This is a genomic window from Streptomyces sp. NPDC034086 (assembly GCF_055575515.1).
Map to the genome: position 1 here is coordinate 14,136 of NZ_JBVISM010000028.1, position 21,158 is coordinate 35,293.

20 protein-coding genes are annotated in these 21,158 nt (G+C 72.8%); 11 read left to right on the top strand and 9 right to left on the bottom strand.

Going from position 1 to position 21,158, the window contains the following annotated elements:
• The first annotated feature begins 57 nt into the window (after positions 1–57).
• The 3 genes from ACZ514_RS31610 (at position 58) to ACZ514_RS31620 (ending at position 2,662) form a co-directional block, all read left to right on the top strand.
• Positions 58–1,383: a M20/M25/M40 family metallo-hydrolase gene (locus ACZ514_RS31610; RefSeq protein ID WP_467896647.1), complete on the top strand. Its 1,326-nt coding sequence runs from the start codon at positions 58–60 to the stop codon at positions 1,381–1,383.
• 156 nt (positions 1,384–1,539) lie between these two features.
• Positions 1,540–1,773 (top strand): chaplin ChpH, encoded by a 234-nt coding sequence (chpH, locus tag ACZ514_RS31615; RefSeq protein WP_468173157.1) that lies wholly within the window; start codon positions 1,540–1,542, stop codon positions 1,771–1,773.
• Between the two features lie 151 nt (positions 1,774–1,924).
• Complete coding sequence (locus ACZ514_RS31620) at positions 1,925–2,662, top strand: chaplin (protein ID WP_469126265.1); 738 nt, start codon at positions 1,925–1,927, stop codon at positions 2,660–2,662.
• Between the two features lie 48 nt (positions 2,663–2,710).
• Here the strand turns inward: ACZ514_RS31620 and ACZ514_RS31625 are convergent, their stop codons facing one another.
• Positions 2,711–2,899, bottom strand: coding sequence for a DUF5703 family protein (locus tag ACZ514_RS31625; protein WP_388943548.1), 189 nt, complete (start codon positions 2,897–2,899; stop codon positions 2,711–2,713).
• 47 nt (positions 2,900–2,946) lie between these two features.
• On the opposite strand from ACZ514_RS31625, the gene ACZ514_RS31630 reads away from it, so the two are divergent.
• Entirely contained in the window at positions 2,947–3,609 is a 663-nt protein-coding gene (locus tag ACZ514_RS31630) for a hypothetical protein (protein ID WP_469126266.1), read from the top strand.
• A gap of 58 nt (positions 3,610–3,667) precedes the next feature.
• Here ACZ514_RS31630 and ACZ514_RS31635 read toward each other — a convergent pair whose 3' ends face one another.
• Positions 3,668–5,905, bottom strand: a complete 2,238-nt coding sequence (locus tag ACZ514_RS31635) for a helix-hairpin-helix domain-containing protein (RefSeq protein WP_469126267.1) — start codon at positions 5,903–5,905, stop codon at positions 3,668–3,670.
• Positions 5,902–6,885: an aldo/keto reductase gene (locus tag ACZ514_RS31640; protein ID WP_468173149.1), complete on the bottom strand. Its 984-nt coding sequence runs from the start codon at positions 6,883–6,885 to the stop codon at positions 5,902–5,904. The genes ACZ514_RS31635 and ACZ514_RS31640 overlap by 4 nt, the downstream gene beginning before the upstream one ends.
• Before the next feature lie 109 nt (positions 6,886–6,994).
• On the opposite strand from ACZ514_RS31640, the gene ACZ514_RS31645 reads away from it, so the two are divergent.
• Positions 6,995–8,044 (top strand): LLM class F420-dependent oxidoreductase, encoded by a 1,050-nt coding sequence (locus tag ACZ514_RS31645; RefSeq protein WP_468173147.1) that lies wholly within the window; start codon positions 6,995–6,997, stop codon positions 8,042–8,044.
• A 240-nt stretch (positions 8,045–8,284) separates the two neighbouring features.
• A complete protein-coding gene (locus ACZ514_RS31650) occupies positions 8,285–9,082 on the top strand; it encodes a ferritin-like domain-containing protein (protein WP_468700163.1) in 798 nt (265 codons plus the stop codon).
• Between the two features lie 32 nt (positions 9,083–9,114).
• Here ACZ514_RS31650 and ACZ514_RS31655 read toward each other — a convergent pair whose 3' ends face one another.
• Positions 9,115–10,107 (bottom strand): magnesium and cobalt transport protein CorA, encoded by a 993-nt coding sequence (locus tag ACZ514_RS31655; RefSeq protein WP_468700165.1) that lies wholly within the window; start codon positions 10,105–10,107, stop codon positions 9,115–9,117.
• Positions 10,108–10,160: 53 nt separating this feature from the next.
• On the opposite strand from ACZ514_RS31655, the gene ACZ514_RS31660 reads away from it, so the two are divergent.
• The 4 genes from ACZ514_RS31660 (at position 10,161) to mshC (ending at position 13,685) form a co-directional block, all read left to right on the top strand.
• Complete coding sequence (locus ACZ514_RS31660; RefSeq protein ID WP_469126268.1) at positions 10,161–10,868, top strand: histidine phosphatase family protein; 708 nt, start codon at positions 10,161–10,163, stop codon at positions 10,866–10,868.
• A gap of 76 nt (positions 10,869–10,944) precedes the next feature.
• Positions 10,945–11,535, top strand: a complete 591-nt coding sequence (locus tag ACZ514_RS31665; RefSeq protein WP_388943568.1) for a DUF3090 domain-containing protein — start codon at positions 10,945–10,947, stop codon at positions 11,533–11,535.
• Positions 11,499–12,335, top strand: coding sequence for an SCO1664 family protein (locus ACZ514_RS31670; RefSeq protein ID WP_468173139.1), 837 nt, complete (start codon positions 11,499–11,501; stop codon positions 12,333–12,335). The genes ACZ514_RS31665 and ACZ514_RS31670 overlap by 37 nt, the downstream gene beginning before the upstream one ends.
• A 120-nt stretch (positions 12,336–12,455) precedes the next feature.
• Positions 12,456–13,685 carry a cysteine--1-D-myo-inosityl 2-amino-2-deoxy-alpha-D-glucopyranoside ligase gene (gene mshC / locus ACZ514_RS31675; RefSeq protein ID WP_468173137.1) on the top strand — a complete coding sequence of 410 codons (1,230 nt, stop codon included), beginning with the start codon at positions 12,456–12,458 and terminating at the stop codon, positions 13,683–13,685.
• Positions 13,686–13,751: 66 nt separating this feature from the next.
• On the opposite strand, the gene ACZ514_RS31680 is transcribed toward mshC, so the two are convergent.
• The 5 genes from ACZ514_RS31680 to ACZ514_RS31700 all read right to left on the bottom strand — a co-directional run bounded on the left by ACZ514_RS31680 (position 13,752) and on the right by ACZ514_RS31700 (position 20,000).
• Positions 13,752–14,747 carry a PAC2 family protein gene (locus ACZ514_RS31680; RefSeq protein ID WP_468173135.1) on the bottom strand — a complete coding sequence of 332 codons (996 nt, stop codon included), beginning with the start codon at positions 14,745–14,747 and terminating at the stop codon, positions 13,752–13,754.
• A gap of 126 nt (positions 14,748–14,873) precedes the next feature.
• Positions 14,874–16,481, bottom strand: a complete 1,608-nt coding sequence (locus tag ACZ514_RS31685; RefSeq protein ID WP_468173133.1) for a glycerol-3-phosphate dehydrogenase/oxidase — start codon at positions 16,479–16,481, stop codon at positions 14,874–14,876.
• A gap of 39 nt (positions 16,482–16,520) precedes the next feature.
• Positions 16,521–18,047 (bottom strand): glycerol kinase GlpK, encoded by a 1,527-nt coding sequence (gene glpK, locus ACZ514_RS31690; RefSeq protein ID WP_468173131.1) that lies wholly within the window; start codon positions 18,045–18,047, stop codon positions 16,521–16,523.
• Between the two features lie 79 nt (positions 18,048–18,126).
• Positions 18,127–18,909 (bottom strand): MIP/aquaporin family protein, encoded by a 783-nt coding sequence (locus tag ACZ514_RS31695; RefSeq protein ID WP_469126269.1) that lies wholly within the window; start codon positions 18,907–18,909, stop codon positions 18,127–18,129.
• A 323-nt stretch (positions 18,910–19,232) separates the two neighbouring features.
• Positions 19,233–20,000 carry an IclR family transcriptional regulator gene (locus ACZ514_RS31700; protein ID WP_468173127.1) on the bottom strand — a complete coding sequence of 256 codons (768 nt, stop codon included), beginning with the start codon at positions 19,998–20,000 and terminating at the stop codon, positions 19,233–19,235.
• Positions 20,001–20,295: 295 nt separating this feature from the next.
• Between ACZ514_RS31700 and ACZ514_RS31705 the strand changes: the two genes are divergently transcribed.
• A partial coding sequence (locus ACZ514_RS31705; RefSeq protein WP_469126270.1) for a homocysteine S-methyltransferase family protein occupies positions 20,296–21,158 on the top strand: 863 nt, incomplete at its 3' end.

Sequence of the window (21,158 nt, forward strand, 5' to 3'; positions counted from 1 at the left end):
GGGCCCGGGGCGGGAGGATGGGAGCGGCATCCGGTACTGATCAGTGGGAGGAACAGCGTGAGCGCATCGGGCGCGGGCAAGGCCGTCTCCGGACAGGACGAGGTCGTCGACCTCTGCCGGGACCTCATCCGGATCGACACGAGCAACTACGGGGACCACTCGGGCCCCGGTGAGCGCAAGGCGGCCGAGTGGGTCGCCGAGAAGCTGGCCGAGGTCGGGCTGGAGCCGCAGGTCTTCGAGTCGCACAAGGGGCGCGCGTCGACCGTGGCCCGGATCGAGGGCGAGGACCCCTCGCGGCCGGCCCTGCTGATCCACGGGCACACCGACGTGGTCCCGGCGAACGCCGCCGACTGGACCTACGACCCGTTCTCGGGCGAGATCGCCGACGGCTGCGTCTGGGGCCGCGGGGCGGTCGACATGAAGGACATGGACGCGATGACGCTGGCCGTCGTACGCGACCGCATGCGCAGCGGCCGCAAGCCGCCCCGCGACATCGTGCTGGCCTTCCTGGCGGACGAGGAGGCGGGCGGCACGTACGGGGCCCGGCACCTCGTCGACAAGCACCCCGGCCTCTTCGAGGGCGTCACGGAGGCGATCGGCGAGGTCGGCGGCTTCTCCTTCACCGTGAACGAGAACCTGCGGCTGTACCTCGTGGAGACGGCCCAGAAGGGCATGCACTGGATGCGGCTCACGGTCGAGGGCACCGCGGGCCACGGCTCCATGACCAACAACGACAACGCGATCACGGAGCTGTGCGAGGCCGTCGGACGCCTCGGCCGCCACCAGTGGCCGGTGCGGGTCACGAAGACCGTCCGGCACTTCCTCGACGAACTCTCGGACGCGCTCGGAACCCCGCTCGACCCCGACGACATGGACGCGACGCTCGCCAAGCTCGGCGGGATCGCCAAGATGGTCGGCGCGACGCTGCGCAACTCCGCCGCCCCGACGATGCTCGGCGCCGGCTACAAGGTCAACGTCATCCCCGGCCAGGCCACGGCGCACGTGGACGGCCGCTTCCTGCCGGGTTACGAGGACGAGTTCTTCGCCGACCTCGACCGGATCCTCGGCCCGCGCGTGAAGCGCGAGGACGTGCACGGGGACAAGGCGCTGGAGACGGACTTCGACGGCCGGCTCGTGGACGCCATGCAGGGCGCCCTGAAGGCCGAGGACCCGATCGCGCGGGCGGTCCCGTACATGCTGTCCGGCGGGACGGACGCCAAGTCCTTCGACGACCTCGGCATCCGCTGCTTCGGGTTCGCCCCGCTCCAGCTGCCGCCGGAGCTGGACTTCGCCGGCATGTTCCACGGCGTGGACGAGAGGGTCCCGGTCGACGGGCTGAAGTTCGGTGTCCGGGTCCTGGACCGCTTCATCGACAACGCCTGACGGGGGCGAGCCCCTATAACGCCCGGGATTCGGGAAGGTGTGCGGATTGCACTGAGAAGAGTGAATGCGCTCATACGCTCGTAGCCCCGGTGATCCCTCCTCGTTACAGGTGGTGCGGTCCGCGGCTGGGACCGCACTTGCCTACTAGGAGGAACAATGCTCAAGAAGGTTGTCGCCGCTGCGGCTGCCACCGGTGGTCTGGTTCTCGCGGGTGCGGGCGTGGCTGCCGCCGACGCGGGTGCCCAGGGTGCGGCCATCGGCTCCCCCGGTGTCCTGTCCGGCAACGTCGTCCAGGTTCCGGTTCACATCCCGGTGAACGTCTGCGGCAACACCGTGAACATCATCGGCCTGCTGAACCCGGCCTTCGGCAACACCTGCGTCAACGCCTGACGCTTCTGAAGTCCTGGCCCCGGAGCGCATCCAGCGCTCCGGGGCCGCCGGGCTTTTCCGGCCCGGAAGCCCACTTGTTCGGCGCGGCAGGCGGGGGATCCTGTACGGCCTGCGCGTCGAACGGAACGTACACACCAGGGGACGAGTACAGATGCGACGACCGGTTCAGGTCACGAGGAAGACGTTGATCACGATGGCGGCGGCGGGCGGTGTCCTCGCGTTCGCCGGCGGTCAGGCCCAGGCGGACTCGGGTGCGTCGGGGCACGCCTCGAACTCTCCGGGCCTGCTGTCCGGCAACAACGTGCAGGCGCCGGTGGACGCGCCGGTGAACGCGTGCGGCAACACGGTGACGGTGGTGGGGGCCCTGAACCCGGCCTTCGGGAACCGCTGCGCCAACCAGTCGGGCAAGCCGCAGCACCCTGGCCGGCCCGGCAACCCCGGTCAGCCGGGCAGTCCCGGTCAGCCGGGACACCCCGGTCACCCCGGACAGCCGGGTCACCCCGGACAGCCCGGTCAGGGTCACCCCGGTCACCCCGGTCAGCCGGGGCACCCCGGGCACCCGGGCGGCGGGCACGAGGAGCCCTGCGACGACGACGAGCCCGGCCACCCGGGGAACCCCGGCACTCCGGGCGGTCACACCCCGGGCAACCCCGGCGGCCAGTCCCCGGGCAACTCCGGCACCCCGGGCGGGCACACGCCCGGCCACCCCGGCGCCGGCCCGGTCGCCCCGGTCAAGCCCGGCGCCCCGGCCGCCCGCCCCGGCCACGGGGCGGAAGCCGCCCTCGCCGCCACGGGCGCGGGTGACGCCATGACGGCCGGCGTACCGCTCGCGGGCGGCCTGCTGCTGGCCGGCGCCGTGCTCTACCGCCGCGCTCGTAACGCCGCCTGACGGCCCCTCACGACGCGGGCCCCGTATCCGGGGCCCGCGTCACCAGTTTCACCAGGTCGCGCGGACCTGGCGGATGATCCGGCGGCGCAGCCGCGCGCGGCGGCTGCCGTCCCGGTACAGGGTCAGGCGGTCCAGCTCCCAGTTCCCGTATTCCGCATGGTCGGTCAGCAGTCGGGTCGCCTCCTTGCGGGGGGTCCCGCGAGGCACGTACACGTCGACGAATTCGTATTCCGGCATCGCATCTATTGTGCGGGCACCGGCCCGCTACGGATAGCGTCTGCACTATGTCTGATGCCGCTCTGCCCACTGTTGCCGAGGTACGCGCCGCCGCCGAGGCGGTCAAGGCCGCTCTCGACCGTCACCTCGCCGCGGTCGAGAGCAGGATCGGGGACGAGGACCCGGCCGTCTACGCCGCCTTCAACGAACTCGCCGCCGCGGCCGAGGAGTACGACGAACTCCTCTACGACCGCTACGACGAGGTCACCCCCTTCGAGATCCCCGCGCCCGAGACCGGTGTCCCGTACACCGGCCCCGCCGAGCCCGCCGCCTTCAGCGTGCTCATCCGCCGTGACTACGCCGTCGTCGAACCGGCCCGGCTGGTCGCCCAGGCCGAACGGGTCGCCGCCCACGACCGTGACGCCGAACTCCTCGACGACGGCGGTACCGCCGGGGCGCTGGGCGTCCTCTTCGGGGAGTACGAGCCCGACGAGATCGCCTCCCGCTACAAGGAGTTCGGTCTGGAGGAGGGCGACTCCACCCTCTGGATCGCCGCCCTGGAGGAGGTCGCGGAACCGGGGGACTGGCTCGACTCCCCCTTCGGATCGATCGATCCGAAGGACGTGCTGCACCGCTTCGACGTGAGCTCGGTCTTCGACGAGGAGCCCGACGACGCCGACGAGGACGCCGACGAGGAGAGCGCCCCCGCGTCCGGGCTCGCCCCTGCCTGAGCCACCGCCGTCCGTGCCCCGGCCGGCCCTCCGGCCGGCCGGGGCACGGACCGGCCCGCTACGGCTGCTCCTCCTGCGCGGCCGTGAGGGCCCGCAGCAGGCCCGTCAGCCGGGTCGTACGCGGTTTCGGCAGGCCCTGCGCCACCGCGCGCGGCAGCGCCTCGTCCACCCCGTGGACCACCGACAGGTGCCGCTCGGCCCGCCCGAACGCCGTGTACACCCAGTCCCGGGTCAGGGTCTGTGCCGCGTCCCCGGGCAGTACGACGACCACCGCCGGCCAGCGTGCGCCGACCGCCTGGTGCGCCGTCACCGCCCAGCCGTGCCGGACCTGCGCCTCCACCCGCTCCTGCGGTACGACGACCCGTCCGCCCGGCGCCTCCAGGTGCAGCCCCCGCGCGTCGGCCGACACCACCCGGGCCGGCAGGGCCCGGCCCGGGGAGGGCACGTGGACCACCCGGTCGCCGGGGTCGAAGCCGGCGAAGCGGCCGGGGCCGGGGTTCAGCCGCTCCTTGAGGGCCGCGTTCAGCGCCCGGGTCCCGGCGGGACCGCCGTGGCCCGGGGTGATGACCTGCACGGCCTCGGCCGGGATCCCGAAGGCCCGCGGCACCGACTCGGCGACCAGCTGGACGGTGCGGTGCACGGCCTCGCCGGCGTCCCGCACCGGGACGATGACGACCTCCTTGCCGGGGGCGTCGACCCGGTTCAGCTCCCCGACGCCGATGCCCGACACCAGCTCGCCGACCGGGCCCGGGTCCGGAGTGCGGGACACCACCTGCGGGAAGGCGCGGGCCGCCAGCACATCGGCGAACACCCGCCCGGGGCCGGCTGATCCGAGGACCCCCGGGTCCCCGGAGAGCACCAGCCGGGCCCCGTCCGGCACGGACTCCACCAGCGCGGCCGCCGTCTCCACGTCCAGCTGGGGCGCGTCCAGGACGATCAGCAGGTCCAGGTCGAAGCGGCCGTCGGCGTCCCGGCCCGGGCCCTCCGTCCCCGCGAGCAGCCCGGCCACGGTGACGGTTCCGGGCGCGTGCGCGGGGGCGTGCGCGGCCAGTACGGCCCGCAGGCCCAGCTGCCGGGCGGCGGCGAGCAGGGCCGCCGGCTCGGCGCGGGAGGCCTCGCCGCCGGTGTGGGTGACCACCCCGTGGCCCGCGACGGCCCGGATGAGCTCGGCGCCGGCGCCGCCGGCCGCCGCCGACCAGTCCGCGGGGCCGCCGAAGGTGCCCGCGAGGCGGGCCAGGCCGTCGGCGAGCGCCTCTTCGGCCAGGGCGTGCTCCTCCAGGCCCACGAGGATCCGCACGGGCTGCTCCTCGTCCTCCCCGGCGGGCGGGCCCAGCGGCTCGTGGAACACCAGCACCGCGCCCTCGCCGATGGCCGCCTCCAGGGTGCCGGCGGGGGCCGGCACACCGTACTGGGCCAGGGCCTTCTCCAGGACCGGGGCCTCCAGGGCGGTGTGCCCCTTGAGGGCGGCCTGGTCCAGCAGCCAGCCCAGCAGGGCGGCGCCGCGCCGTTCGTCGCCGGGGCCCGCCGCGGGCCCGAGCAGGGCCTGCGCGAAGCCGTCGGCCTGGGCCGGGCGGACCCCGGGGACGGCGAGCAGCCGCCAGGGGTCCTCGGCGAGCTGCTCGGCGGCACCCTCGCCGAGGGCCTCGGCGGCCTGCCCGGCCAGGGTTTCGGGGGCGCCGCCGCGGACGAGCACGGCCCGGACGGCGCCGACGTCCCCGGCGGTGGGGGCGGGCGCGGGCGCGGGGGCCGCCGGGCGCGGCTGCGGGGGAGCGGGGGCGGCCTTGCGGGGCGCGGCGGGCGCCTCGTCGAAGTAGACGGGGGCCGCCGGGGCGCCGCTCTCCACGGCCCGTACGGCGGCCAGCAGGTCGGCGGCCTTGCCGCTGAGCTTGCCGCCGGCCTCGACGGGGCCCTCGCGCTCGGCCTTGCGGCGGGCGATGCGCTCGCGTTCGACCTTCTGCGCGGCGAGCTCGGCCTGCGCCTCGGTGAGTTCGGGCGAGGCCGGCCCGGTCCCGTCGGCGTCCTGGCCCGCGGCGGTCTCCGTCACGGGCTCGGCAGCGGCCCCCGCGGCGTCTTCCGTCTCCCCGTCCGGCCCGGCGCCCTCCGGAACCTCCGCGTCCTCCCCGTCCGGCCCGGCGTCCTCCGGGTCTTCCGCGCCCTCCGCGTCCTCCGGCGTTCCGGTGTCCGCCCCGTCCGGTGCGTCCGCGGTGTCGGGCGACCCGTCCCGGGGGTCGGCGGGGGCGGCTTCGTACGGGTCCTCCGCGGCAGCGGGGGTGGCGGGGTCGGGGGCCGTACTCACAGCGTGCTCCAGTCCTGATCCGGGTAGCGGTGCACGGGCGCCGACACGTCGTCCAGCGCCCGGCGGATCTCCTCCGGAAGACTAAGGGCCTCCACCGACAGTGCCGCCCCCAGCTGCGCCGACGTCCGCGCGCCCACGATGGGGGCGGTGACCCCCGGCCGGTCGCGGATCCAGGCCAGCGCCACCTGGAGCGGGGTGACCGCCAGGCCCTGCGCGGCCGTGACGACGGCGTCCACGATGCGGCGCGCCGCCTCGTCCAGGTACGGCTCCACGAGCGCGGCCAGCGACGGCGACGCGCCCCGGGAGTCGGCCGGGGTGCCGTCCCGGTACTTGCCCGTCAGTACCCCCCGGCCCAGCGGGGAGGAGGGGAGCAGGCCGACGTCCAGGTCCCGGGCCGCCGGCAGCACCTCGCGCTCGACGCCCCGCTGGAGCAGCGAGTACTCCATCTGGGTGGAGGCCAGCCGGGTCCGCGTCCCCGGCGCGGCGAGCTGCCACGTGGCGGCCTTCGCCAGCTGCCAGCCGCTGAAGTTGGACACCCCCGCGTACCGGGCCCGGCCGCTGGCCACGGCCAGGTCCAGCGCCTGGAGGGTCTCCTCGAGCGGGGTCCGCGGATCGAAGGCGTGCACCTGCCACAGGTCCACGTAATCGGTGCCCAGCCGGTCCAGGGAGTCGTCCAGGGCGCTCAGCAGGTGCCCGCGCGAGCCGTCGAACCGCCGGTCGGGGTCGGGGACGCTGCCCGACTTGGTCGCGATGACCAGGTCCCGGCGCGGTACGAGGGAGCCCACCAGCTGCCCGAGGAGGTACTCCGCCTCCCCGTCGCCGTACACGTCAGCCGTGTCGACGAGCGTGCCGCCCGCCTCCCAGAACGTCTTCAACTGCTCGGCGGCGGCTTCCTCGCCGGTGTCACGGCCCCAGGTCAGGGTGCCGAGGCCGATCCGGGAGACGCGCAGTCCGGTGCGGCCGAGATGCCTCTGCTCCATGAGCGCTGAGACTACTGGGGCGCTGACGCGGGGCCGCGGGGCGCGCTACAGTCCCCCGCAGACCCACGTTACTGATCGGTAAACCGGCACCTTCGTAAGGGGACGACACATGCGGCTCGGCATCAATCTCGGCTACTGGGGCGCGGGCATGGACGCCGACAACCTCGCCGTCGCGCAGGAGGCCGACCGCCTCGGCTACGACGTCTGCTGGGCCGCCGAGGCCTACGGCTCCGACGCGGCGACCGTACTGGCCTGGGTGGCCGCCCAGACGGAGCGGATCGACGTCGGCTCGGCCATCTTCCAGATCCCCGCCCGCCAGCCGGCGATGACGGCGATGACCGCCGCCACCCTGGACTCGCTCACCAAGGGCCGCTTCCGCCTCGGCCTCGGCGTGTCCGGCCCGCAGGTCTCCGAGGGCTGGTACGGCGTGAAGTTCGACAAGCCGCTCGCCCGGACCCGCGAGTACGTGGAGATCGTCCGCAAGGCCATGTCCCGCGAACGGCTGAGCCACGACGGCGAGCACTGGACCCTCCCGCTGCCCGGCGGTCCCGGCAAGCCGCTCAAGCTGACCGTGCACCCCGAGCGCCCGCACATCCCGCTCTACATCGCCGCCATCGGGCCGAAGAACCTGGAGCAGACCGGCGAGATCGCCGACGGCGCCCTGCTGATCTTCCCGGCCGCCGAGCACCTGGAGGAGACGGCCCTGCGGCACGTCCGCGCGGGCCGCGAGAAGGCCGGCCTGACGATGGACGGCTTCGACGTCTGCCCGACCGTGCCGCTGGCCCTCGGCGAGGACGTGCACGCCCTCGCCGACGTGTTCCGCCCCTACACCGCCCTGTACGTCGGCGGCATGGGCAGCGCCAAGCAGAACTTCTACAACCAGCTCGCGCAGCGCATGGGCTACGAGAAGGAGGCCGCCGAGATCCAGGCCAAGTACCTGGGCGGCGACAAGGACGGGGCGGCCGCCGCGGTCCCGCACTCGCTGATCGACTCGACCACGCTGCTCGGCTCCGTGGAGCGGATCGCGGACGGGATGCGCGCCTACGCCGAGGCCGGAGTCACCACGCTCACGCTGGCCCCGGCCGGCTTCACCCTCGACGAGCGGATCGCCGCCCTGCGCGCCGGTACCGAGGCCCTGGAACGCGCCGGTCTCGCCTGACGCACGGGACCCGGGCGCCGCCGGCCGGATCCCCGGCGCGCGGAGCGGACGGCGGAGCGGAGGAAGTCAGCGGCCGTGGTGGGGGCTCGGGGGGTCTTCCCCGCCACGGCCGACACAGCGAACAACGCCGGGCCCGCCCCCGGGGTTACGCCCCGCCGGGGATCCGCCGGTTTCGTTCATCCGGCCGAACGCGGCGCTCCATCGGTTGCCCGCCCGATCGATCCGCATTTGACTCGTCGCATGCTCTCTGCCCGCAGCCTGTTCCAGGAGATCGTCGACCACGACGACTCCTTCCAGCTGTTCTGCTCCATCGCCGCCAGCGGGGAGTCCCAGGGCGGCTGGGAGAACGCCCGGATCGCCGCCCTGGTACCCGAGGGCATGCGCGACCTCGCCCCCAAGATCACCCGGCACGGCGCCGACGAGGACAAGCACGGCCGGATCTTCCAGGCCCTGCTGCGCAAGCGCGGCCTGCCCGCCGTCCCCGTACCGCCCGAGACCGACTACACGATGCTGCTGGAACGCCGCGGCATCGGCCTCGCCCACGACAGACTGCGCCGCGACGAGGCCCTGGGCGAGGAGGACATCGTCGTCTACCTCGCCCACAGCCGGGTCACCGAACAGCGGGCCTCCGACCAGATGGTCATGCTGCTGCGCCACTTCGGCGACCACCCCGAGGTCGGCAAGGCCGTCCGCGTCATCAGCCACGACGAGGACAACCACCTCGCCTACTGCCACGAGGAACTGCTGCGCCTCGCCCGCGAAGGCCACGGCCGGACCATCCAGCGGGTCCTGCGCGAGAGCGCCCTGGCCGAGATCGCCGTCTACCGGGACGTGAGCCTGGCCGTCATGGAGCACATGGGCCGGCTGCTGCGCTGGCCCGCGCCCAAGGCCGCCGCGCTCGCCGCGGGCATCCGGGCGGTGTACGGGTACGAGCGCTTCTGCGGCTGGCACCGCATGGTCGGCCTGCGCCCCCCGGAGCGCGCGAACCCGCTGGGCGGCGTACCGGGCGCCGCCTCCCCCGGCCTCGCCCCGGCCTAGCCACGCGCGGCCGGCCGCCCGCCGGCGTCCCCTCAGAGCCAGCCGCGCCGCTTGAACAGCCGGTGCAGGGCCAGGCACGTGCCCACCATCAGCACCACCACCGCCGGATAGCCCCAGGTCTGCCTGAGCTCCGGCATGTGCTCGAAGTTCATCCCGTAGATCCCCGCCACCATCGTGGGAACGGCCGCCATGGCCGCCCACGCCGAGATCTTGCGCATGTCGTCGTTCTGCCGGACGCCCATCTGCGCCAGGTGCGCGGCCAGCGCGTCCGACAGCAGCCGGTCCAGCCCCTCGATGTACTCGCTGGCCCTCGTCAGGTGGTCGGCGACGTCCCGGAAGAAGGGCTGGGCGTGCCCGTGCACGAACGGGACCTCGCCGAAGGCCAGCCGGTCCATCGGCTGGAGCAGCGGGCTCGTCGCCCGGCGGAACTCCAGCACCTGCCGCTTGAAGCCGTAGATCCGGGCGGCGGTGTTCTTCGACTCCGAGGGGCTCGGCGCGAACACCTCCGCCTCCAGCTCCTCCAGGTCGGCCTGGAGTTCCGCCGCCACCTCGATGTAGTGGTCCACCACCGCGTCCGACACCGCGTACAGCACCGCCGTCGGGCCGTGCCGCAGCACGTCCGGCTCCTGCTCCAGCCGGTGCCGCACGGCCGTCAGCGCGGCCCCCTCGCCGTGCCGGACCGTGACCACGAAGGAGTCGCCGATGAACACCATCAGCTCGCCCGTGGTCACCGTGTCCGCGTCGTCGTCGTAGATCACCGGCTTGAGGACCACGAACAGCGAGTCGTCGTACACCTCCAGCTTGGGACGCTGGTGCGCGGTCAGCGCGTCTTCGACCGCCAGCGCGTGCAGACCGAACTCGCGGCTCACCCGCGCGAACTCCTCCGCCGTCGGCTCGTGCATGCCGACCCACACGAAGGCGTCACCGTGGGCCCGGGCCTCCTCCAGTGCCTCGGAGAAGTCCCCGGCACCCTCGGAGCGGCGGCCGTCCCGGTACATCGCGCAGTCGACAATCACGCCCGGCATTCTTCCCCACCCGCGCCCGCCCGCACGCCGACGCCACCGCATACCCTGCATGCATGGCCACGCTGATCCTCGTACGACACGGGCGGTCCACCGCCAACACCGCTGGACTGCTCGCCGGATGGACCCCGGGAGTGGCCCTCGACGAACACGGCGCCGGGCAGGCCGCCACACTGCCCGGCCGGCTGGACGCGATCCCGCTCGCGGCCGCCGTCTCCAGCCCGCTCCAGCGCTGCCGGGAGACCCTGGAGCCGCTGCTCGCGGCCCGCCCCGGGCTGCCCCTGCACACCGACGAGCGGATCGGCGAGTGCCACTACGGCGACTGGTCCGGCCGCAAGCTGTCCGAACTCGTCGACGAACCCCTCATGAAGATCGTCCAGCAGCACCCCTCGGCCGCCGCCTTCCCCGGCGGCGAGTCCATGCGCGCCATGCAGGCCCGCGCCGTGGACGCCGCACGCGAATGGAACGCGCGGATCGAGGAGGAGCACGGCGCCGGCGCCGTCTTCCTCATGTGCTCCCACGGCGACATCATCAAGTCCCTCGTCGCCGACGCCCTCGGCATGCACCTCGACCTCTTCCAGCGGATCCACGTCGACCCCTGCTCGGTCACCGCCATCCGCTACACCGCCACCCGGCCCTTCCTGCTGCGCCTCGGCGACACCGGGGACCTCGCCGGGCTGCTCCCGCAGCCGGTCGCCCCCGACGGGTCCGACCCCGAGGGCGGCGACGACGCGGTCGTGGGCGGCGGCGCGGGCGCGGCCTGATCGGACGGCGCAGTAGGGTGGCAGGGCCAGCAACACGTGCGCAGCCCTGCCCCCGCCTCAGACTTGGAGACCGGTCGTGCCCCGTCAGGTGTTCCTTTACGACCCCCCGGACCGCTTCGTGGCCGGCACGGTCGGTCTGCCTGGACGCCGCACCTTCTTCCTCCAGGCCTCCGCGGGAGCCCGCGTCACCAGCGTCTCCCTGGAGAAGACCCAGGTCGCGGCGCTGGCCGAGCGGATGGACGAACTGCTCGACGAGGTCGTACGGCGGACCGGCGGCAACGCGCCCGTTCCGGCCGTCGCCTCGCCCGAGGCGTCCGACACCGCGCCGCTGGACGTCCCCGTCGAGGAGGAGTTCCGCGTCGGCACCATGGCGCTCGCCTGGGACGGCGAGGAGCAGCGGATGATCGTCGAGGCGCAGGCGCTCGTCGAACTCGACGCCGACTCCGAGGAGGACCTCGCCGAGGCCGAGGAGCGCCTGCTCCAGGACGAGGAGAACGGTCCGCCGATGCTGCGGGTCCGGCTCTCCGGGGCCCAGGCCCGCGCCTTCGCCAAGCGTGCGCTCGACGTGGTCAACGCCGGCCGCCCGCCGTGCCCCCTGTGCAGCCTGCCCCTCGACCCCGAGGGCCACGTGTGCCCCCGCCAGAACGGGTACCGGCGCCAGGTGTGAGCGAGGTGACCCCGATAGAGGAACTGCTGACCCGCGGCGAACTCACCGTCCGCGGCCGCATCGCCGAGGCCTCCAACGCGGTCCTGCTGTGCACCGTCGCCCACGGGGGGCGCAGCGCGGAGTGCGTCTACAAGCCCGTCAAGGGCGAGCGGCCCCTGTGGGACTTCCCCGACGGGAACCTCGCCCGGCGCGAGCGCGCCGCCTACCTGGTCTCCGAGGCCACCGGGTGGGGGCTGGTGCCCACCACCGTGCTGCGCGACGGCCCGTACGGAGAGGGCATGGTCCAGCACTGGATCGACGCCGGAGAACCGCCGGAGCCCGGGCTCCTCGCGCTCGTCGAGGGGGAGGAGGCGGGGGAGGGCTGGAAGCCGGTCGCGTTCGCCGAGGTCGGGGAGGGCCGCACCGCCCTCCTGGTACACGCCGACGACCCCCGGCTGCGCCGCCTCGCCGTCCTGGACGCGGTGATCAACAACGGTGACCGCAAGGGCGGCCACCTGCTGCCCGCGCCGGACGGACGGCTCTACGGGATCGACCACGGCGTGACCTTCCACACCGAGGACAAGCTGCGCACCCTGCTGTGGGGCTGGGCGGGGGAGCCGCTGACCCCGGAGGCCCGCTCGGTGCTGTCCTCCCTGGAGGCCCAGCTCGCCGACGGGGCGGCGCTCTCCACCCGGCTGGCCGAGCTGATCACCCCGGTCGAGCTGGCGGCCGTACGGGCCCGCGTGGCCCAGTTGCTGCGCGAGGGCAGGCACCCGCAGCCGTCGGGGCAGTGGCCGGCGATCCCCTGGCCACCCGTCTGAGCAGGCACGGCGCCCGCTGAGGCCGGACGCACAGAACCGGCCAGACCGCAAGAGTGCCGATCAAGCCAACAGTGCTGGTCCCATTCGTTCGCGGAACACTCGTCCGGTTAGGCTCGAGCCATGCATGCCTGGCCCGCTTCTGAGGTCCCCGCCCTGCCCGGCAAGGGCCGCGACCTCCAGATCCACGACACCGCGACCCAGGGGACGATCACCCTCGCCCCCGGTCCCGTCGCCCGCCTCTACGTCTGCGGCATCACCCCGTACGACGCGACCCACATCGGTCACGCGGCGACCTACAACGCGTTCGACCTCGTGCAGCGCGTGTGGCTCGACAACAAGCGGCAGGTCCACTACGTCCAGAACGTCACGGACGTGGACGATCCGCTGCTGGAGCGGGCGCTGCGCGACGGGCACGACTGGACCGAGCTCGCCGAGCGCGAGACGGCCCTCTTCCGCGAGGACATGACCGCCCTGCGCATGCTGCCCCCGCGGCACTACATCGGCGCTGTCGAGGCCATACCCGGCATCGTGCCGCTGGTCGAGCGGCTCCGTGACGCGGGCGCCGCGTACGAGCTCGAGGGCGACGTCTACTTCTCGGTGGAGTCCGACCCGCACTTCGGCGGGGTCTCCCACCTCGACGCCATGGCGATGCGGGCGCTGTCCGCCGAGCGCGGCGGCGACCCGGACCGCCCGGGCAAGAAGAACCCCCTCGACCCCATGCTGTGGATGGCCGCACGGCCGGGCGAGCCGAGCTGGGACGGCGCCTCCCTGGGCCCCGGCCGGCCCGGCTGGCACATCGAGTGCGTGGCCATCGCCCTGGACCACCTGGGCATGGGCTTCGACATCCAGGGCGGCGGCTCCGACCTGGCGTTCCCGCACCACGAGATGGGCGCCTCGCACGCGCAGGCCCTCACGGGCGAGTTCCCGATGGCCAAGGCGTACGTCCACGCGGGCATGGTCGCCCTGAACGGCGAGAAGATGTCGAAGTCCAAGGGCAACCTGGTCTTCGTCTCGGCGCTGCGGCGCGCCGGGGTCGACCCGGCGGCCATCCGCCTGGCCCTCCTCGCGCACCACTACCGGGCCGACTGGGAATGGACCGACGACGTCCTCACCGAGGCGCAGGCCCGCCTCGCGCGCTGGCGCGCGGCGGTCTCCCGTCCGGACGGCCTGCCGGCCGAGGCCCTCGTCGAGGAGGTCCGCGAGGCCCTCTCCCGCGACCTGGACGCGCCGGCCGCGCTGGCCGCCGTGGACCGCTGGGCCGACGCCCAGAACGCCTCGGACGGCGACGACGAATCCGCCCCGGGCCTGGTCTCCCGCACGGTCGACGCCCTCCTCGGCGTGGCCCTGTAGCAGCACCGCGCGAAGCCCCCGCCCCTCCAGGGGGCGGGGGCTTCGCGGTGCCGGGCCCCGCGCCCGTTACGCCTGCGGGGGTTCGGGGGAGTCGCCCGGGTCCTCCGGCGGGGCCGGGGGCTCCTCACCGGAGGGGTCCGGCTTGCGGCGCGGCGGCCGGGTCAGCCCGCTGGAGGTGTCCCGCAGGTACGAGCCGTCACCCTGCTGCTCCGCGGCGGCGGACGGGTCACGCCGCCGCAGGTACCGCTCGAACTCCCGGGCGATCGCGTCCCCCGAGGCCTCCGGCAGGTCCGCGGTGTCCCGCGCCTCCTCCAGCGTCTGGACGTACTCCGCCACCTCGCTGTCCTCGGCGGCCAGTTGGTCCACGCCCAGCTGCCACGCCCGGGCGTCCTCCGGCAGTTCGCCGAGCGGGATCCGGATGTCGATCAGGTCCTCCAGCCGGTTCAGCAGCGCCAGCGTCGCCTTCGGGTTCGGCGGCTGGGACACGTAGTGCGGCACCGCGGCCCACAGCGACACGGCCGGGACCCCGGCGTGCGTACAGGCCTCCTGGAGGACGCCCACGATCCCCGTGGGGCCCTCGTACTTGGTCTCCTCCAGGTCCATCGTCCGCGCGAGGTCCGCGTCCGAGGTGACGCCGCTCACCGGCACCGGCCGGGTGTGCGGGGTGTCGCCGAGCAGCGCGCCCAGGATGACGACCATCTCGACGCCCAGCTCGTGCGCGAAGCCGAGCAGCTCGTTGCAGAACGACCGCCAGCGCATGGACGGTTCGATGCCCCGCACCAGCACCAGGTCGCGCGGCTTCGCACCGCCGATCCGGACCACCGACAGCCGCGTCGTCGGCCAGGTGATCTTCCTGACCCCGTTGTCCAGCCACACCGTCGGCCGGTTGACCTGGAAGTCGTAGTAGTCCTCGGCGTCCAGCGCCGCGAAGACCTCGCCCTTCCACTCCCGGTCCAGGTGCGCGACCGCACCGGAGGCGGCGTCACCCGCGTCGTTCCAGCCCTCGAACGCGGCCACCATGACCGGGTCGATCAGCTCGGGCACGCCCTCAAGCTCGATCACCCAGGTCTCCTTCCGAAGTTCCTTGCCTACGTGGGCCAGCCTAAGCCTTTGTGGGACGTCGGCCACAGCCCACGACAGAGGGGCGGTTCCCCCCGGAACCGCCCCTCTTCCCCACCTGCCTGCGAGCTATGCCTTGCGGCTCAGCATCTCCTCGACGCGGGCCCGCACGGCCTCGTCGTCCAGGCCGCGGACCGTCACCGTCGTCCGGCGGCGCAGCACGTCGTCGACCGTCTCGGCCCACTCGTTGTCACGGGCGTAGGCGACCTGCGCCCAGATCTCCGGACCGTCCGGGTGGATGCGCTCGGCCAGCGCCGGGTCCTCGTTCGCCAGGCGGGCGATGTCGAAGGCCAGGGAGCCGTAGTGGGAGGCCAGGTGGCGCGCGGTGAGCGGGTCCATGCGGGTGCCGGGCTCCCGGTCCACCAGCAGCCGGTGCGCGACCGCGTTGGGGTTGGCGACACCGGGCAGGGGGACGCGGCGCACGAGCGACTTCACCGGCTCCATGTCCTCGGTCAGCGGGCTGCCCGGGAGCTTGGCGAGCTTGTCCATGACCACGCGGCCGATGTGGCGGTACGTGGTCCACTTGCCGCCGGCCACCGACAGCATGCCGCCCGCGCCCTCGGAGACCACCGTCTCGCGCTTGGCCTTCTCGACGCCGCCGGGACCGCCGGGCAGCACGCGCAGACCGGCGAAGGCGTACGTCATCAGCGAGCGGTCGAGGTCGGCGTCCTTGATGGAGAACGCGGCCTCGTCCAGGATCTGCTGGATGTCCTTCTCGGTGGCGCGCACGTCCGCCGGGTCGCCCTCGTACACCTCGTCGGTGGTGCCGAGCAGCAGCTGGTCCTCCCACGGGAGGGCGAAGGTGATGCGGTACTTGTCGATCGGGGTGGCCATGGCGGCCTTCCACGGCGACGTGCGCTTCATGACGATGTGCGCGCCCTTGGAGAGGCGGATCGACGGCATCGCGTGCTTGTCTTCCATGCGCCGCAGGTGGTCCACCCACGGGCCGGTGGCGTTGAGCACGACGCGCGCGTCGACCCCGAACTCCGTACCGTCGAGGCGGTCCTTGAGCTCGGCGCCCGAGACCCGGCCGCGCGTCATGCGCAGGCCGGTGACCTCGGCGTGGTTGAGGACGACCGCGCCGGACTCGACGGCCGCGCGGACCGTCATCACGGCGACGCGGGAGTCGTTCATCTGGTGGTCGTAGTAGACCGCGACGGCCTTCAGGTTGTCCGTCTTGAGGCCGGGGTTGTCGGCGACGGCACGGGCGGGGGATATCACCTTGCCCATGCCGTCGCCGAAGGCCGAGAGGGCGGAGTAGGCGAAGACGCCCGCGCCCAGCTTGGCCGCACCCACCGGACCGCCCTTGTAGACCGGCAGGTAGAACGTGAGCGGGTTGACCAGGTGCGGGGCGACGTCCTTGGCCAGCACCCGCCGCTCGTGGTGGTTCTCCGCCACCAGCTTGACCGCACCGGTCTGCAGGTAGCGCAGACCGCCGTGGACGAGCTTCGAGGAGGCCGAGGAGGTGGCGCCGGCGAAGTCGCCGGCGTCCACCATGGCAACCCGCAGACCCGACTGCGCGGCGTGCCAGGCCACCGAGGTGCCCAGGATCCCACCGCCGATGACCAGCAGGTCGTACGTGGCCTTCGAGAGCTGCTCGCGGGTCTCCGCGCGGCTCGCGTTGGCACCGGAAGTCGGGTGCGTACCCAGGGTGGGGACGCTCTGCAGGGTGCTCATATTTCTTTCAGCTCCTCGTCGATTGACTCAGCTGGTGCGTCAGCTGGCGTCTTCGTCGTCGATCCAGCCCATGGACCGCTCGACGGCCTTGAGCCAGTTCTTGTACTCGCGGTCCCGCTGGTCGGCGGGCATCCGCGGGGTCCACTCCGCCGCGCGGCGCCAGTTGGCGCGCAGGGCGTCGGTGTCGGGCCAGAAGCCGACGGCCAGGCCGGCGGCGTAGGCGGCGCCGAGGCAGGTGGTCTCGGCGACCATCGGACGCACCACGGGGGCGTCCAGGAAGTCCGAGAGGGTCTGCATCAGCAGGTTGTTGGAGGTCATGCCGCCGTCGACCTTGAGGGCCGCCAGCTCGACGCCGGAGTCCTTGGTCATGGCGTCGGTGATCTCGCGGGTCTGCCAGGCGGTGGCCTCCAGGACGGCACGGGCGATGTGCGCCTTGGTGACGTACCGGGTGAGGCCGGCGATCACGCCGCGGGCGTCGGAGCGCCAGTACGGGGCGAACAGGCCGGAGAAGGCCGGCACGAAGTAGGCGCCGCCGTTGTCCTCGACCGAGAGCGCCAGCGTCTCGATCTCGGCCGCGGTCTTGATCATGCCCATCTGGTCGCGCATCCACTGGACGAGCGAACCGGTGACGGCGATCGAGCCCTCCAGGGCGTAGACCGGCTTCTGGTCGCCGATCTGGTAGCCGACCGTGGTCAGCAGGCCGCTGTAGGAGTTGATGATCTTGTCGCCGGTGTTCATCAGCATGAACGTTCCGGTGCCGTAGGTGGACTTCGCCTCGCCCTCGGCGAAACAGGTCTGGCCGAAGAGCGCGGCCTGCTGGTCACCGAGCGCGGAGGCGACCGGGACGCCGGCGAGGACACCGTCCTTGACGTGGCCGTAGACCTCGGCGGAGGACTTGATCTCGGGGAGCACGTTGAGCGGGACGCCCATCGACTCCGCGATCTTCTCGTCCCAGGCCAGGGTGTGCAGGTTCATCAGCATGGTGCGCGAGGCGTTGGTGACGTCCGTGACGTGCGCACCGCCCTGGGCCCCGCCGGTGAGGTTCCAGATGACCCAGGAGTCCATGGTGCCGAACAGGATGTCGCCGGCCTCGGCGCGCTCGCGCAGGCCCTCGACGTTGTCGAGCAGCCAGCGGACCTTGGGGCCCGCGAAGTAGCTCGCCAGCGGCAGGCCGGTCTCGCGGCGGAAGCGGTCCTGGCCGACGTTGCGGCCGAGCTCCTTGCACAGGGAGTCGGTGCGGGTGTCCTGCCAGACGAGCGCGTTGTGCACCGGCTCGCCGGTGTTCCTGTCCCACAGGACGGTGGTCTCGCGCTGGTTGGTGATGCCGACGGCCTTCACGTCGGCGGCGGTGATCTCCGCCTTGGCGATGGCGCCGGCGACGACCTCCTGGACGTTGGTCCAGATCTCGACGGCGTCGTGCTCCACCCAGCCCGGCTTCGGGAAGATCTGCTCGTGCTCCTTCTGGTCGACGGCGACGATCCGGCCGTCGCGGTCGAAGACGATGCAGCGGGAGGAGGTGGTGCCCTGGTCGATCGCGGCGATGAAGGGGCCGGTGCTGCTGGTCATGATGGCTGCTCCTGGCAGGTCTGTTGAGTAGGCGGAATCAGGAGGGCGATGCGGATCTTACGAACGCGGCCGAAGCTGATCAGGCGAACGCGATGTTGTACAGACCGCCGGCGAGCGCGGCACCGACGAGCGGGCCGGCGACCGGGATCCAGGAGTACCCCCAGTCCGAGCCGCCCTTGTTGGGCAGCGGGAGCAGGGCGTGGACGATGCGGGGACCGAGGTCACGGACCGGGTTGATGGCGTATCCGGTCGGACCGCCCAGCGAGAGGCCGATGCCGACGACCACGAAGGAGGTGATCAGGACACCGATGACACCGAGGCCCTTGCCGCCGTCCTGGAGGCCCTGGGTCAGGATCGCCAGGACGAGGACGAAGGTGCCGATGATCTCCGTCGCGAGGTTCTGGGCGACGTTGCGGATCTCGGGGCCGGTCGAGAAGATGCCGAGCACCGGGCCGGCGACGTCGTGCGGGTGCGGGTCCTCGGGACCCAGCCTGGCGTCGCGGATGTGCTCCGGGTCCGACAGGTGGGCCCGGAACTGGCCGTAGTAGGTGATCCACATCAGGACCGCGCCGAGCATGGCGCCGAGCAGCTGACCCGCGAAGTAGACGGGGACGTCACCCCACTCGCCGGTCTTGACGGCGATGCCGACGGTGACCGCCGGGTTGAGGTGCGCGCCGGAGAGCGGCGCCGAGACGTAGGCGGCGATCAGGACCGCGAAGCCCCAGCCGAAGGTGATCGCGAGCCAGCCCGCGCCGCGGGCCTTGGAGCTCTTGAGCGTGAGGGCGGCGCAGACGCCACCGCCGAGCAGTGTGAGCAGGGCGGTACCGATGGTCTCGCCGATGAAGATGTCGGAGCTGGACACCCGCGACTCCTTTGTCTTACGTCCAGGGGTGGGCGGACACCGGGTCCCTCCGGTCGTCCGCACACTCGGTGAGTGCTTCACCGGTCCATGGCCTCGCCATACCCTAACGCGTATTGCCGGTAGGTGTTCGACAATGCCGACCGATGAACGGCAGTTTTCCGCCTGGGTGAAGAACGCGTCAAGGCCTGACCAGGTCAAGAACCGGATCGTTACCACTCGGTACGATCGCCCAAATCAGGCCAATGGATGATCGAAATATGACAAAGTCCACCCGAACGGCGCGCGAAGCAGCCATCGGGTGGACCGAATGGATCAGATCAAGCTCAGAACCGGCCCGCTCCGAGATCGCGGGAAACCGACCGCGCGCAGTCCCGTACGGACGCCACCAGGGCCGCGTGCGGCTCCCCGGACTCCCCGCAGACCCGCTCCACCGCGCCCGCGACGGCCACCGCCCCGACCGGCATCCTGCGCCGGTCGTGGATGGGCGCCGCCACCGAGGCGACCCCCTCCCAGGTCTCCTCCACGTCCGCCGCCCAGCCGCGCGCCCGGGTGAGGTCCAGGACCTCCTCGAAACCCGCCGCGTCGGTCACCGTGCGCGGCGTGAAGGCCTCGCGCTCCCCGTCCAGGGCCTCCGTGTGCGCCACCGGGTCGTACGCCGACAGCACCTTGCCCAGCGCCGTGGAGTGCAGCGGCTGCATCGCCCCCACCTCCAGCACTTGCCGGCTGTCGTCCGGGCGGAACACGTGGTGCATGATCAGCACCCCGCTCTGGTGCAGCACGCCCACGTACACGCTCTCGCCGCTCGCCCGCGCCAGATCGTCCGTCCACACCAGCGCGCGCGCCCGCAGCTCGTGCACGTCCAGATAGCTGTTGCCCAGCCGCAGCAGCTCCGCCCCCAGCTGGTAGCGGCCGGAGGCCGGGTCCTGCTCCACGAAGCCCTCGGCCTGCAGGGTGCGCAGGATCCCGTGCGCCGTGCCCTTGGCCAGGCCCAGGGAGGACGCCACGTCCGAGAGACCCAGCCGGCGTTCCCCGCCGGCCAGGAGCCGCAGCATCGCAGCGGCTCGTTCGAGCGACTGGATGTTCCGTGCCATCGCGCAGCCTCCTGCTGACGTAGTTCGACAATGCTGAACACTATCGGTCGATGCCGACCTCGTGCATGGTTGGGTGGCTCCATGGTGCGGCGCGCCCGACGCACCCTCCCACGAGGCACCCGCGACGCACGCACCAGGCACCCGGCAGGCTCCCGCGCCGCCCCCGCGCAAAGAATGCAGTCCGCCACGTGGGACGCCCTCACCGGGTCCGCCGCCGCGCGGTTACCCTGACCGCGTGCACCCTTGACACAGAGGGTGCAAAGCCGACAGCCGTCGCAGCCCAGGGAGCACAACCATGGCCTCGTTGCCGAACCTGCCCGCAGACACCCAGAACCGGGCCGATGCCCTCCGGGAGGCGCTCGCGACCCGCGTGGTCGTCGCCGACGGAGCCATGGGAACGATGCTCCAGGCACAGGACCCCACGATGGAGGACTTCCAGCAGCTGGAAGGCTGCAACGAGGTCCTGAACGTCACCCGCCCCGACATCGTCCGCTCGGTCCACGAGGCGTACTTCGCGGTGGGCGTGGACTGCGTCGAGACCAACACCTTCGGCGCGAACTACGCGGCCCTCGCCGAGTACGACATCCCCGAACGCAACTTCGAGCTGTCCGAGGCCGGCGCCCGCATCGCCCGCGAGGTCGCGGACGAGTTCACCGCCTCCACCGGACAGCAGCGCTGGGTACTGGGATCCATGGGGCCCGGCACCAAGCTGCCCACCCTCGGACACATCACCTACGCGCAGATCCGCGACGCCTACCAGGTCAACGCGGAGGGCCTGATCTCCGGCGGCGCGGACTCGCTGCTCGTCGAGACCACCCAGGACCTCCTCCAGACCAAGGCCTCCGTCATCGGCGCCCGCCGCGCCATGGAGGCCCTCGGCGTCACCGTCCCGCTCATCTGCTCCGTCACCGTCGAGACCACCGGCACGATGCTGCTGGGTTCGGAGATCGGTGCGGCGCTGACGGCGCTGGAGCCGTTGGGGATCGACATGATCGGTCTGAACTGCGCGACGGGTCCGGCGGAGATGAGCGAGCACCTGCGGTATCTGGCGCGTCACGCGCGCATTCCGTTGTCGTGCATGCCGAACGCGGGTCTGCCGGTGCTGACCAAGGGCGGTGCGCACTATCCGCTGACCGCTCCGGAGCTGGCGGACGCGCA